The sequence below is a fragment of the Reichenbachiella ulvae genome (genome assembly GCF_025833875.1).
GTDB lineage: Bacteria > Bacteroidota > Bacteroidia > Cytophagales > Cyclobacteriaceae > Reichenbachiella > Reichenbachiella ulvae.
This window is the reverse complement of record NZ_JAOYOD010000001.1, coordinates 2,464,390-2,479,454: the sequence shown is the minus strand read 5'-3', so window position 1 is coordinate 2,479,454 and position 15,065 is coordinate 2,464,390. Positions and strand designations below refer to the sequence as shown.

Here is a 15,065-nt window from a genome sequence, read left to right as displayed (position 1 = left end):
GGATTGACTAAAAGACTATGAATAAAACTGTAAAGAATGCGCAAGAAGCCATCGTAGGAATCGAAGACAACATGACTTTGATGCTGGGTGGATTTGGATTGTGCGGCATACCAGAAAACTGCATACAGGCACTGGTAGAAGCTAATATCAAAGACCTGACTTGCATATCCAACAATGCAGGTGTCGACGATTTTGGTCTGGGCCTTTTGCTTCAGAAGAAACAGATCAGAAAAATGATTTCCTCCTATGTAGGAGAAAATGCGGAGTTCGAACGACAGATGCTCAGTGGCGAGCTGGAGGTGGATCTCATTCCTCAAGGCTCTTTGGCAGAGAGGTGTCGAGCAGGAGGCGCCGGAATTCCGGCTTTCTTTACGCCTGCAGGATATGGGACTGAAGTGGGAGAGGGGAAGGAAGTTCGTGTTTTCAATGGTAAGCCACATATTTTGGAGGCTGCTTTGACTGCCGATTTTGCCATTGTCAAGGCCTGGAAGGGAGACACTCAGGGCAACCTGATCTATAAGGGAACAGCTCGGAACTTCAATCCAGCAATGGCTATGGCAGGTAAAATCACTATAGCAGAAGTGGAAGAGCTAGTAGAGCCTGGGCAGTTGGATCCCAATTACGTTCATACGCCGGGCATATTTGTGCAGCGTATTTTCCAGGGAGAGAAATACGAAAAGAGAATCGAACAACGAACCGTCAGACCCAAATAAATATGTTAGACAAACACGGAATTGCTAAAAGAATTGCGCAGGAATTGCAGGATGGTTGGTATGTCAATCTTGGGATTGGGATTCCTACCCTGGTGGCCAATTATGTGCCAGACGATATGGAGGTAGAGTTCCAGTCCGAAAATGGAATTTTGGGGATGGGCGCCTTTCCCTATGAGGGAGAGGAGGATGCAGATATGATCAATGCTGGCAAGCAAACGGTGACTTTAAGACCGGGAGCAGTCATTTTTGACTCTGCTACTTCCTTTGCCATGATTCGCGGGCAGCATGTTCAGCTAACCGTACTGGGTGCGATGGAGGTCTCTGAGACCGGAGATATTGCCAATTGGAAGATCCCCGGTAAGTTGGTGAAAGGAATGGGGGGTGCGATGGACCTGGTGGCTTCTGCACAAAATATCATTGTCGCCATGATGCATACCAGCAAGTCTGGTGATTCTAAGCTGTTACCTGAATGCACTTTGCCGTTGACAGGAGTAGGCTGTGTGACCCGCATCATCACCAACATGGCAGTATTGGATGTAAGGGACAAAGCCTTTCATCTGGTCGAACGTGCACCCGGAGTGACCGTCGATGAAATCAAAGAAGCCACGGAGGGAAAATTGGTGGTACCCGCTGATGTACCGGAAATGAAATTATAACAACACAAATACGCTGAAAAGCAATAATCCATGAATGAATTGAAAAGTTGGTTGTCGATAGCAGACGACTCAGATTTTAGTATATACAATTTGCCATTTGGTATTTATTCCATCAAAGGAGGACGCAAACAGGCCGGAATAGCCATTGGAGACCAGGTGGTTGACTTGGTAGGTTTGGCAGAGAATCAGATGATAGACTTAGCCCCTTGCTTTTTTGAGCATGAGTACCTCAATGAATTTATCAATCTGGGCAAGGGAGTGACCAGCAAGCTAAGACTGGAGGTGCAGAAACTTCTGTCAGATGAAAATTCTCCATTACGTAATCATCCGGAGTTGCTGATTGATCAAAAGGATGTGACGATGCATATGCCCGTTCGGGTGGGAGATTATACAGATTTCTACAGCAGTATCGAGCATGCTACCAATGTGGGCAAGATGTTTCGCGATCCGGAAAATGCCCTATTGCCCAATTGGAAGCATATTCCTGTGGGCTATCATGGTCGTGCTTCCTCCATCGTGGTGAGTGGCGTGCCCATTCATCGCCCGATGGGGCAGGTCTTGCCCAAAGAGGCTGAAGTGCCCGTCTTCGAAGCGTCATCCAGAGTAGATTTTGAACTGGAGATGGGTTTTGTGATTGGCAAGAATACGGCTCTTGGTGATAGGATAGCTGCTGACCAAGCGGAGGATTATATCTTCGGAAAAGTACTGTTCAACGATTGGTCTGCCCGAGATATTCAAAAATGGGAATATGTGCCGCTGGGTCCGTTTTTGGCCAAGAATTTTGGCTCATCGATTTCTCCCTGGGTGGTGACTATGGAAGCTTTAGAGCCTTTCAGAGTGGCGGGACCTAAACAGGATCCTGAAGTTTTGTCGTATCTAAAAACGAAGGGTGAAAGGAACATTGATATTAATTTGGAAGTAGCCATTGCGCCTGAAGGTGTAGAAGAGCAGATCGTCAGTCGATCCAATTTCAAATACATGTATTGGAACATGGCCCAGCAGCTGGCCCATCATACGGTCAACGGCTGTGATGTACATGTGGGTGACATGATGGCTTCTGGTACTATTTCCGGACCTAATCCGGATAGTTATGGTTCGATGCTGGAGCTGGCCTGGGCTGGTACTCAGCCTCTGAAAATGAAGGATGGCTCAGAAAGAAAATTTATTCATGATGGTGATACGGTGATCATGCGAGGTTTCGCAAAGAAGGAAGGGAAGCGTGTAGGGTTCGGTGAAGTGCGATCACAGATACTGCCTGCAAAAAAGTAAGATATGGAGTACAAAAGTTTTGACCCTAAGGAGTTGTCACAGCCGGAGCTGCATGGCTACATGCTGTCTGCTGTGGCGCCCCGGCCGATATGTTTCGCCAGTACGATAGACAAGGCAGGTAATGTAAATCTGAGCCCTTTTAGCTTTTTCAATGTCTTCAGTTCCAATCCGCCCATTATGATTTTCTCTCCTTCTCGACGGGGAAGAGATAACACAACCAAGCACAGTTTTGAAAATGTGACGGAGGTCCCTGAGGTGGTGATTAATATCGTCAATCACCCAATCGTAGAGCAGATGTCTCTATCCAGTACCGAATATGATAAGGGAGTCAATGAGTTTGTGAAGACAGGTTTGACTCCAATAAAAAGTGAAATGGTGAAGCCTCCCAGAGTGGGGGAGTCTCCAGTTTCCTTTGAGTGCAAGGTGATAGAGGTGAAACCGCTGGGCGATGGGCCTGGAGCGGGCAATTTGGTAGTCTCCGAAGTGCTTCGTGTCCATATTCGACCCGAATACCTGGGTGCTGATGGAAAACTGGATTCTCACAAGTTGGATTTAGTGGCTCGCATGGGTGGCAGTTGGTATTGCCGTGCGACTCGGGACGCCATGTTCGAAATACCCAAACCCTTGCAGAAAAAAGGAATAGGAGTGGATGCATTGCCAGAGTCTGCGAGAAATAGCACAGTGCTAACTGGAAACAATCTTGGAAGACTCGGAAATGTGGAGTCCCTCCCAAGTGAGCAGGAAGTGAATGAATTGAGCTATTTGAACGAAATCAAGGTCATAGTGGGAAGTGAACTAGATAGAGATCATCTCATAGAACTGCTCCATCAAAAAGCCCAGCAGTGGCTCAATGAGGGAGAAGTGAAAAAGGCTCTTTCCTTAGTTCTATTTGCCGAACAATGGGTTTAGTTTAAAACTCTGCTCTCTCGACAAAGAACCCAAATTCTGACTTTCTATTTTTCTGATAGTCAGCATCATCGCAGTTGACCCCATCTATACAGTCGTTTTCAGGCACATGCTCTCCGAAGAAAAGCATCTTGAGACGGTCCTGATCGATACCACCTTGTACCAGATAATCGTAGGCTGCCTGGGCTCTTTTTTCAGACAACATTAGGTTGTATTCTTTTGATCCGCGGCTGTCGGCATGTGAGTTGACGAACAGTTTGAGTTCATCATAGGCCTTCATTACATCTATGAATTCATCCAGTACTTTTTCGTCTTGTGGCCGAAGCTCATAGAAGTTAGTAGCGTAATATATATTGTCCACTACCAATGGGGTTTTTAGCTTGAAGCCTTCTTGAATCAGCTTACTTGGGAGTTTGTTTCTTTCATCCTCATATAAGGAGAATCCTAAAGGGATCGAATGAAGGCCATCCGAAATCGACACATTGGTTCCATAACTAGGGATGTATACGTTTCCATTAAAGGCCATAAAAATTTGTTTGCCATTCATGATCAATTGAACGGAATCTTCCATGACCATGGGCTTTCTTTTCACAGCTATATCGAATTCACGAACATCTCTCGGGTTATTCATGCCCATTTCAATTTTTACCTCTCTTTCGAAATACTTATCAGAGGTAATTATGACGCGATGATTTCTATTCAATACAGAGCCAAGCTTGATTTTTCTTCCATCATAATCCCAGGTTTTTGATTCGTTTTCGTTCAGGTTGATGGCGACTTTTGCCTTGTCTATTTTCTCTCCTGTGCGAGAGTCCACAATGTTGATGTAAGCACTTACTGGTACTCTGCTGAATGCGTAGATGTCGTCGTTCAGGGGATCGGCTCGGTTGGAGCTGAAGTATCCTTTGTTGCCAGTTGGATCGATGGTGATCCCAAAATCATCCCCCGGAGAATTGATCGGCACACCTAGATTCTCTATTTCGTTGGAGGTTTCAAAATCAAACTTAGCCTTGTAGATATCCAGCCCTCCTAGTCCGGGATGTCCATCAGAAGCGAAGTAAAGCACATTTCTGTCCAGGGTAGGGAAGAGCTCATTGCCTTCGGTATTGATACCGGGGCCCAGGTTGGTTGGTTTGGACCAGGTGCTGTCGGCCTCCATAGTACAATAATAAAGGTCTGATCCTCCATAGCCTCCGGGTCTGCTAGATGCATATACCAATAAACTCCCTGCATTGTCCAATGTGGGATGTGCGCTGGAGTAGTTCTCATTGTTGTTGGAGAAGCCAACTATATCGTCCCAATGATCGTGTTCGTTTTTGGTAGCAAAGAATATTTCCAGCATATTGACACCATTTCCATCACTGTTGATTCTTCTCTTGAGGTAATTGTTTCTAGTGAAGGCAATTTTATTGTCATTGCTGTAGGGAGCCACTGGCCCTTCGTGAAAGTTGGTGTTGACACTTGAACCCAAAATTTCAGGTTCTTCAAAATAACCCTCAATTCGGTACTCTGCATAATACAGGTCTGAGTAGTTCAGTTTCTCGTATTTGGGTTCTTTGTTACTGGTTTTGAAAAGCAGGGTATTGGGTCTTTCTGATACAAAAAGAATTCCTCGTTTGTAGTATACGGGGCTATAGTCCCTGTAGGGAGAGTTGATCTCCAGTCTTTTCACTTCTACGGTGTTTTTAGAAGCAAAGAAGTCGTCATATTGTTCAATACCAATGATTCTGTTTTCAGTTTGTCTTAGGGTGTCTCCTTTGTGGTGCTCGTGATACCAATAATCAGCTTTCTTGACACGATCTATGGCCATCAGAGATTGTGCATAGCGCAGTTTGTAGACATTGGCTACTTCTATCTGAGGGTTTTCCAGCACCGCGCCGTACCATTTCGAGGCATTTTTGTAGTCACTTTCTTTGTAATAGGATTCGGCCAGCTTCAGCTGTAGGTTCTGGTTGGCAGAGTCCAGCTGCAGGGCTTGCTGATAGAAGTGTGCTGCTTCTTCATAGTTGAAAACTTCGAAGGCTTCATCTCCACGCACTTCAGGGTTGGTCAGTTTTAGCAAAAACTGAGCATTCAGTTCAGCCGAAATGAATAGAAGGGTAAATACAGTTAGGTTTAGGGCAAGGGTCAATTTTCTCATACTAAAAATATCTTGGTGAAATCGCGCTTGATTGCGTCAGTCTGAATACATAGTTTAACATGATTTCATGTGATCCAGAGTTGACACTTCGTAGCTCGTTTGAGGTTGATATATCATAAGCATAGCCGATTTGCAGTTTGGGTGTGATCTGAATCTGTGCCAGCAAATCTATACTGTCAAAAGATCGATAGGATACACCCGCCCAAATAATTTCTTTGATTAAAAGGTTGAGGTTGAGGTCTACTTGTGGAGCTACTCCTTCCACGTATTTGAACAACACATTGGGTTTTAGTTTAAAATTAGAATTTAGATCCACCACTATTCCAGAAGTGAAAAAGTAATGTCTTTTGAGTTGGGCCTCTGCAGTGGAGTTGGTTGGATCAAAGTTTTGTTCAATAATCTGTGGAATTGAAAATCCTGCATAGAATTTATCACTATGATACAGAAGTCCAAAACCAAAATTGACCAAAAAATCACTGACATTTCCTTCAGCCAGAGATGGGTCCAATCCATTGGTAGTATCGATGTATTCCGCGCTATAGTTATTGATACCTGCTTGTAGACCAAAACTAAGCTTGGCCTTATTTCGGAAGTAAATCCTGAAGGCAGTACTGCCATAAACTCCAATTTGCTCAGTCAGGCCGATTTTGTCCCGAATGGCCATCATACCTGCTGATAGAGGGGTACGTCCGAGTGGACCGTGTAGCGCCAAAGTCTGTGTGCTGGGGGCTCCTTCGAATCCCATCCATTGTTCTCTCCAGAGCAAGGTGGCAGATAAAGCATCATGTACGCCTGCATAGGCGGGGTTGATTGACAAGCCATTGAACATGTATTGGGTAAAGGTGACCTGCTGTTGAGCCTTTGCAGTCACCATCGTCAATGCAAAAAGTATTAGGAGTAGAGGTTTTTTCATAATTATCTTTTGATGACCACAAACTTGTTTTGACGCTGTGCACTATTCCCCAAATCAATGACTATAAAGTAAGTCCCATCATTGAGGTCTCCTCCTGCAAAGGCTGTGTTGCCTCTGCCTCCAAAACCCATTTCATTGTTGCGATAGCTATCGGTTTCCCAAACTAGGTTGCCCCAGCGGTTAAAAATACTGACATGGTTAGTCGGAAAATCTTCTATTCCTTCGATTTCCATAAAGTCATTGTATCCATCACCATTAGGAGTGATTACGGGTGTGTTGTATAGGTCCACTCCACAAATGAAAGAGACCGGTTCTTCTATCAGGTTGGATGCACATTCTAATCTCTCGAATTGAAATTGGGAGTAGATTCCATTTTTCAATTCTGTGAGTGAATGTCTTCCTTGCTCGTCAGCGACTATGCTTTCTGAAAGAAATTGTTCATCCAACATGTAATTGAAACTGTATGTCTGGCTGGCTTCTAATCCATCAATGACTATGAAACCATCTCTACCTAAACAGTTGGTAGGTTCAGCCTGGTCTACGACTGAGATTAATGCGGAATTAGGGTTCTCAGGGTGACAGCTTCTACCAATTTGTTGGATGTACAGCCTGCTTGAGTGACCTGGAAATTCTTGTAAGATCCGCTGGTTAGATTAGCAAAGTCATAAATCCCATTGCCAGCAGACTGTATCGCAGGGATGCTTTGAGGGTTTCCGTTCAGGTCGTAGTTGAGCGTATAGAAGCGTGCAGGATCTAATCCTCCGATCTGGATGAGGCCATCTTCACCAGAACAGGTCGATGGGGATTCTATTTGCTCAAAGGAAATCACATCGTTGATGATTCTGAAATCCAGAGCATATTCTACGCTCGTACAGGTAGCACTCTCATTATTCGAGATGGTTAGTACTGCAGAGTAGCTTCCTGCTGGCACTGCGTTTGGAATACTGAAGCTTAAGTCACTAGCAAAGGATGCATCAATCACATCTGCCAGGCCCTGGCTTTCGGCAAAATCATCAAAATCGAAACTATAGTTCAGGAATGGACCATTGATTGGATCTGAATAGGTAGCAGCAATGCTAGATTGACTTTTACAGATTACAATGTCATTTTCCAGTAAGGTGATGCCCGGTACGCCACGTACCGCTATCGTAAAGCTGGTAGTGAAGATATGCGAACAACCTACTGAAGATCGAGTACCTTTTACATACAAGTTGGTAATGCTAGTCGATAATGGATCAGTTACCAGTGCGATTTCTCCTCCATTGCCTGTTACCGGATCTCCTGTTAGATTAGTGCAAGTAGCGTCTGTACATAGTTGATATACAACCCCGGCATCAGAATTTTGACCGGTGATGGTGATGCTTTCATTTACGCAGACTTCTGTGTCGCCTATCAAGGTGATATTGTTCAAGGTCAGTGGTTTACACGCAACAGGAGCATCTGCTTCAATGGTGGCCACTTCACATCCTGAGCCTAAAGTTGCGGTGACGCTTACGACTGCTCCTGGTAGTAAAATATCAGAAAGTCCATCTAAGCTCCATACGCCATCAGCGACAGTCGTAGAGAATCCAGCTGCCTTCACATGGTCAATGTATAATTCGATCAAACTACCATCTGTACCTGTTCCGTTGATACTTGGGTCACCTTCGGTTATGGTTGTGTTGCTGATGGTCACTGCTGGTGCCAGTGGTGCCGTTAGCCTCTGGGCCTCTGTTAATGTGTTTGAACTACAGCCCGATTCTGTTACTACAAAATTGCTATAGATTCCGCTACCTATGTTGTCGAGTGTCAATGTACCCTCTGCTGTGGAGGTCAAGGCACCAAAGTTGACCGGGTTACCGCTGATCTGATATTCCAATTGGTAAACCGTTGAGGCTTTCATGCCGGTGATTTCAATACTTCCGTCCGTGTTGAGACAGGATGGATTGACCACTTCGCCATAGGAAATGATGTCTTTGTTCAGATCAAAAGTAAAGTTGTAGTTGCTTGTACATGAGCTACTAGAACTATTAGCTATGGACAGCACTCCTGCAAAACTTCCTCCATTGGCATCTGCTGGGATATCTATGGTAATAACCGATGAAATGGTTTCATTCACAATGTCCGTAAATCCTTCAGCTTCTGCTGCGCTATTGAAGTCAATACTATAGGTAGTCAAGGGGCCATTGACTACACTGTTGTATTCCAGATTGAAACTCGTGACATCTGAGCACAATGAAAAGCTATTGTTGACAAGCGAAAGGCCAGGAGCTTCTTTAACGCTAACACTAAAACTGGTTGAAAAAACTTGATTACAACTTGAAAAACCCGCTCTAGAGGCTCTCAAATAAATCTTGGTGATGCTCGTGCCCAAAGGCCCTGAAGTTAAGGTAATATCAGAACCAGTACCGGCCACAATGCTTCCTGTAGAGGTAGTGCCAGCCGCATCAGTGAATAGTTGATAATTCACCCCAGTCTCAGAACTGGCAAAGGTGACGGATAAAGTTTCGTTGACACAGTATTCCGTTCCAGTAGTCAGAGTGATGGTGTTTTCAGCATATGGAATACAGGCTACATTCGAGCTGGCTACTACTTCTACTTCCGTACAACCTTCGGCTAGATATGTTTTGATACTTACCTTGTCTCCAGGAGTGAGGACATCGCTACCTGCACTGGCAGCATCGAGTCCGCTTATCGTCCATACCCCGCTTGCTACAGTGGTTGAGAAGTCAGATTTTACGTCATTGATATAGAGGTCAATCGTTGCACCGTTTGTGCCTGCACCTGTCAGTTCCGCATCTCCTGCGGTGATGTCTGTACTGGTGATCGTGGCGGTGGGTGCTGCTGGAGCAGTTAATGTTTTGGTTCCACTCAGGACATTAGAGGTACAAGAGTTTTTAGTCACGAAGAAGTTGCTGTAAGTTCCAGTTCCTAAATTATCTAGTAAATAGTTTCCGTCTGAATCGGGAGTGATAGAGGCCACAGATACTGCTGTACTTCCTTTTTCGTAATCCAATTGATAGGTTTCTCCAGTGGTCAGTCCTGTGATCTGGATACTTCCGTCAGTTGCCAGACAGCTGGGTTGGGTGGTAGTTCCATAGGCAATTACATCTTTGTTGAGTTCGAAGGTGAAATTGTAATCACTAGAACATGTTCCACTTGCACTATTCGAAACACTCAGTACGCCACCATAGCTTCCTCCTGCTGCGTCAGTGGGGATATTTATTGTCACCACAGAAGCAATGGTTGCATTGCTGACATCCGTAAAACCTTGTGGCTCAGCGGCAGCATTGAAATCGATGCTGTAGACGCTCAAAGGTCCATTGGTCACGCTGTTGTACTCCAGATTGAAGCTGGTTTCATCAGAACAGATAGAGAGGCTATTATCAACCAAGCTCAGGGTTGGAATCTCTTTGACTGTGATACTGAAGCTGGTAGAAAATACTTTGTTGCAATAAGAGACGCCTGTTCTCGATGCTCTTAAGTAGATCTGCGTGTTGCTCGTACTCAAAGGGCCTGAAGTTAAGGTGATATCAGAACCAGTACCGGCCACAACGCTTCCTGTCGAGGTAGTGCCAGCCGCATCAGTGAATAGTTGATAGTTTACCCCAGTCTCAGAACTGGCAAAAGTGACGGATAAAGTTTCGTTGACACAGTATTCCGTTCCTGTGGTTAGTGTGATGGTGTTTTCTGCATAGGCCGTACAGGCCACAGCTGAAGCGGTACTGACGGTTACTGCAGTACACCCATCTGCCAGATAAGTTTTGATGCTGACCTGAGCGCCAGGAGTGAGGACATCACTGCCTGCACTGGCTGCATCTAGTCCACTGATGGTCCAAACGCCACCGGAAACGGTAGTTGAAAAACTGGTTTTCACATCATCGATGTACAGATCAACCGTAGCACCGTTGGTACCCGTACCCGTCAAAGACGCATCTCCTTCAGTGATATCGGTACTGGTAATGGTTGCTGTAGGATCGGCTGGAGCAGTTAATGTTTTGGTTCCACTCAGCACATTAGAAGTACAAGAGTTTTTAGTCACGGAGAAGTTGCTGTAAGTTCCAGTTCCTAAATTATCTAGTAAATAGTTTCCGTCTGAATCGGGAGTGATAGAGGCCACAGATACTGCTGTACTTCCTTTTTCGTAATCCAATTGATAGGTTTCTCCAGTGGTCAGTCCAGTGATCTCGATACTACCGTCAGTTCCCAGACAGCTGGGTTGGGTGGTAGTCCCATAGGCAATTACATCCTTGTTGAGTTCGAAGGTGAAATTGTAATCACTAGAACATGTTCCACTTGCACTATTCGAAACACTCAGCACGCCACCATAGCTTCCTCCTGCTGCGTCAGTGGGGATGTTGATTGTCACCACTGAGGCGATGGTTGCATTGCTGACATCCGTAAAACCTTGTGCCTCAGCGGCAGCATTGAAATCGATGCTGTAGACGCTCAAAGGTCCATTGGTCACGCTGTTGTATTCCAGATTGAAACTGGTTTCGTCAGAACAGATAGATAAGCTATTATCAACCAAGCTCAGGGTTGGAATCTCTTTGACTGTGATACTGAAGCTGGTAGAAAATACTTTGTTGCAATAAGAGACGCCTGTTCTCGATGCTCTTAAGTAGATCTGCGTGTTGCTCGTACTCAAAGGGCCTGAAGTTAAGGTGATATCAGAACCAGTACCGGCCACAACGCTTCCGGTCGAAGTAGTGCCAGCCGCATCAGTGAATAGTTGATAGTTTACCCCAGTCTCAGAACTGGCAAAAGTGACGGATAAAGTTTCGTTGACACAGTATTCCGTTCCTGTGGTTAGTGTGATGGTGTTTTCTGCATAGGCCGTACAGGCCACAGCTGAAGCGGCACTGACGGTTACTACAGTACACCCATCTGCCAGATAAGTTTTGATGCTGACCTGAGCGCCAGGAGTGAGGACATCGCTACCCGCACTAGCTGCATCCAGTCCACTGATGGTCCAAACGCCACTGGAAACGGTAGTTGAAAAACTGGATTTCACATCATCGATGTACAGATCAACCGTAGCGCCATTTGTACCCGTACCGGTCAGCGATGCATCTCCTTCAGTGATGTCGGTACTGGTAATGGTTGCTGTAGGATCGGCTGGAGCAGTTAGTGTTTTCGTTGCAGTTAAGGTATTGGAGGTGCAGCCTGATTCTGTGACCACAAAATCTTTGTAAGCGCCAGCACTGATGTTGTCAAGAAGGTAGTTGCCATCTGCATCAGGCGTAATGGAGGCTATATTCATAGGGTTCCCATCTTTGTTATAATCCAGAGAATAGGTTTTTCCTGTCCTTAGACCTGTGATTTGGATGCTTCCATCATTATTAAGACAGCTCGGATTGGTGACAGTTCCATAAGAGATGATGTCCTCTATGATTTCAAAACTGAAGCTGTAGTTGGTACTGCTACAAGTACCCGAGCTCGTGTTAGATACAGATACCGTACCTGCAAAGCTTCCAACAGCATCAGCTGGGATATTAAAATCAAGATTGGAAGAAATGGAGGCATCGTTGATGTCAACAAAGCCTGCTGTCTCTGCTGCGGCATTGAAGTCTATGTCATAGCTCAACAATGGGCCATTGGTGACCCCAGAATAAGTCAAACTCCCAGTAGCGTCATCGTCACAGATTTTGAGCGAATTACTTCCGAGTGTCATAGACGGTGTTTCTTTGATAGTTACATTGAAGCTAGAAGAAAAAATGTCATCGCATTCTACTCCAATACGTGAGACTCCCAGATATAACTTGGTCACGCTCGAGGCTAGAGGGTCTGTAGTCAAAGTGATGGTACTTCCATCTCCGATTACTTCAGATCCTGTAGGTGCGGTACCCGCTGCATCCGTGTACAATTGATATACATATAAATTCTCTGAGGAAGCGAAATCTACACTTACTGTTTCATTGACGCAATAAGTAGAAGTGCTTGGGTAGGTAGGAGCTCCTACATAGGCTTTACACTGTATAACATCAGCAGCATTAGTTGCATCACTTTCACATTTGCCTGATCCTTCTGAGCTGATCGAAACTTGCCCCCCAGGAAACAATACATCATATCCAGCACTGGCTTCATTCAATCCGGTAATTTCCCAGTTTCCATCACCATCTACGGTAGTCGAAAATTCGTCTATCAGTACATCATCAATGTATAATCTAATTGTGTTGCCCGCTGTGCCTTGGCCTGATATACTTGCATCTCCTTCAGTAATGGCTCCTGCATTTATGGATAAGGATGCGTCTGAAGTTTTGGCCAGAATTTCTACTTCGTTGGATAGATCACTTTCCAGTTCGTCGGTGGCTGTATTGGTTACTGCCATATGGGTGCCAGGGATGAGTCCAGCTCCTGTTAAATCAATAGTCCATCGTCCATTGGCATCCACTGTTCCGGTTACTGGATTTTTAGAGTCAGAGGTGGTCACCCCTGCGCTGGATTTCGTGTATAAAGTGACGAGAGTCCCGATATTCTCAGAGGATACACCGGAGATTAAAGTAATTTCTCCATCAGTACAATAGGTGCCCGTGATCAATGGAGCGATTGAGAAGCCTTTTACAGTAGTAGTGTCAGAGGATACTGGACAATCTCCAGGTTCTGTAGCAATTACAACTATTTCTTGACCTACCTCCACAGTCGGTAAGCTTAAGGACCATGTAGTTACTCCAGTAGCGGTTGTGCTTACCCCCTGATATACTCCATCAATCGCCAATTCGATGAAAGCATCAAAACCACAGGTTCCTTCTAAAGTAGTTGTTTCAGGAGATACAGGATCAGTAGTAATTATTGGTTTAGTCGTACTACCCGCCAGATTACAGACTACCACTGAGTCTGACCTACATTCTCCTTCTGCAGTGTTTTGTTGAGTGACATAATACAACCCGTCGGTTAGACTGTTGGAGGCTCCAGTGATTTGCCATTCCCCTGTGGTTGCCGTGCTACCAGTTGTGCCCACGATTCCTGGATTGACATGGGGAGAACTAGCACCTGTCCATAGAGTGGTTAGGTCTGAATCGGTCCAAATGGAAACAGAAGCCCCTTCTTCATCGGATGTTCCAGAGATCCCTTTTCCACTTCCTCCGGGTTCTATTGTAGTTGATGTTACAGGGTCAGAACATATCTGATTGACCGTGATGGGACTACAGTTGCTGTATGAAGTACTTTTGACACTAGTAATAGATGCCGTGGCAGTGACCACCTCACCACCACTAAAGGAAGTAAACCCGGTGAGTTCCCAAGTGCCTGAGCTCACTGTTGTGGTTCCGATAGAAGAATCATCTGCAAATACTTCAATAATGGCTCCATCCGCTTCAGTAGAGGTACCCGTGATGGAAGTAGCATCCAGTGCAATAGGGGAGTCGATGGTTGGACAAGCTGCTCTTGGAAGAATTGGGTTTCCTAAGGCTATGTCATTTCCCGAAACAGGAGGGAAAAATTCGATCATTTCATCCAAAAGGTCATTGATGTTGCCACTGTCGTCATCGGCACCTCCCAGATCTGAACCAGAAGTTGAGCCAATCAGCGGGTTGGCACTGATTCCCGATTGGGCGACCATTCTCATTTTGGTGTTAGCATCTATGCCTGCCAGGGCCAAATCAGCAAATGATACGTAGAAGTCATAAAAGAAGTCATCGTCACCACATACTTCGGTTAGTGCGACTGACCTTTGCGAGTGCACTTCTTCAGGTCTATCTGTCTTATGTGAGCCTATTTCATTGTTGGATGGGGCTATATTCCCATCAACATTATAGATTCCAATTCCGGAATTGGTGTGAAAGCTAAGTTCAACCTCGAAACCTGGGTTTCCTGTTATTGCGTTGGGGTCGGCATCATTGCCAGTGAAACCAAATTTTTCATCAGAATCAATGAATACGGAATAGGTTTTGGAGCTATTTGATGCTCCTCCGACTCTAAATCTGAAATACAAGTAGGTTCCTTCCGAATAAAAGTAAAGTGCTTCAGTGTCTGAAGTATTGACCAAATCGATGTAAGAACAATCTGAACCTTTGGCTACATCTCCGTCTGTTTCTGAACCTAAAGTAGGGATGGCGAGATAGGCGATTTCACTCTCGGTTTCATCATCAGTGGAAAATCCAGATGTAGTTTCAGAGGAATAACCGTCTTGATTGGGGTCTAGCAAAAGTTGTCCGGCACCAGTAGCAGGTTCATAAATGATCCCTTTGGTCTGGGCGTGTGTGAGAAGGGGAGTCAATCCCAATACTAATGTTGCAGCAATCCAATAGATTGGAGTTTTGAGTCTGCTTTCTATACCATAGCGTTTTTGCATCATTATAAGTTCTAGGTGAAACCTAAACTGTGGTTGGCCAAAGCGCTGGTTGATGCAATCGGGATAACTATAACGAGAGTAAATCCTAAAGTAATATAATAAAACTAAGATTTTACATCAACTAATATAGCTGATACTCAGCAATTTTAGTGTAGATACATTGAAGATTAGTGCTTTTATCGTTTATTCTTTTTGA

The 15,065-nt window shown here is 45.0% G+C and carries 8 protein-coding genes; 4 read left to right on the top strand and 4 right to left on the bottom strand.

Translation table 11 applies throughout. From position 1 onward, the window contains the following. Positions 1 to 17: 17 nt before the first annotated feature. Genes N7U62_RS09840 through N7U62_RS09825 form a run of 4 tightly spaced genes read left to right on the top strand, consistent with a single transcriptional unit; the run spans position 18 to position 3,547 of the window. Complete coding sequence (locus N7U62_RS09840) at positions 18 to 713, top strand: CoA transferase subunit A (protein WP_264137795.1); 696 nt, start codon at positions 18 to 20, stop codon at positions 711 to 713. A gap of 2 nt (positions 714 to 715) precedes the next feature. After that, the gene (locus tag N7U62_RS09835) at positions 716 to 1,369 is read left to right on the top strand and encodes a CoA transferase subunit B (protein ID WP_264137794.1); all 654 of its coding nucleotides are present in this window, start codon (positions 716 to 718) and stop codon (positions 1,367 to 1,369) included. Between the two features lie 30 nt (positions 1,370 to 1,399). Continuing rightward, on the top strand, positions 1,400 to 2,638 hold the full coding sequence (gene fahA, locus N7U62_RS09830; protein WP_264137793.1) for a fumarylacetoacetase: 1,239 nt from the start codon (positions 1,400 to 1,402) through the stop codon (positions 2,636 to 2,638). A 3-nt stretch (positions 2,639 to 2,641) separates the two neighbouring features. Next, a complete protein-coding gene (locus N7U62_RS09825; protein WP_264137792.1) occupies positions 2,642 to 3,547 on the top strand; it encodes a flavin reductase family protein in 906 nt (301 codons plus the stop codon). Position 3,548: 1 nt separating this feature from the next. Here the strand turns inward: N7U62_RS09825 and N7U62_RS09820 are convergent, their stop codons facing one another. From N7U62_RS09820 to N7U62_RS09805, 4 genes are all read right to left on the bottom strand, one after another. Further along, the gene (locus tag N7U62_RS09820) at positions 3,549 to 5,684 is read right to left on the bottom strand and encodes an OmpA family protein (RefSeq protein WP_264137791.1); all 2,136 of its coding nucleotides are present in this window, start codon (positions 5,682 to 5,684) and stop codon (positions 3,549 to 3,551) included. Between the two features lies 1 nt (position 5,685). Beyond that, positions 5,686 to 6,597 (bottom strand): PorP/SprF family type IX secretion system membrane protein, encoded by a 912-nt coding sequence (locus N7U62_RS09815; RefSeq protein ID WP_264137790.1) that lies wholly within the window; start codon positions 6,595 to 6,597, stop codon positions 5,686 to 5,688. A gap of 2 nt (positions 6,598 to 6,599) precedes the next feature. Next, entirely contained in the window at positions 6,600 to 7,046 is a 447-nt protein-coding gene (locus N7U62_RS09810) for a T9SS type B sorting domain-containing protein (protein ID WP_264137789.1), read from the bottom strand. Between the two features lie 101 nt (positions 7,047 to 7,147). Continuing rightward, the gene (locus N7U62_RS09805; RefSeq protein WP_264137788.1) at positions 7,148 to 14,872 is read right to left on the bottom strand and encodes a beta strand repeat-containing protein; all 7,725 of its coding nucleotides are present in this window, start codon (positions 14,870 to 14,872) and stop codon (positions 7,148 to 7,150) included. Positions 14,873 to 15,065: the final 193 nt, after the last annotated feature.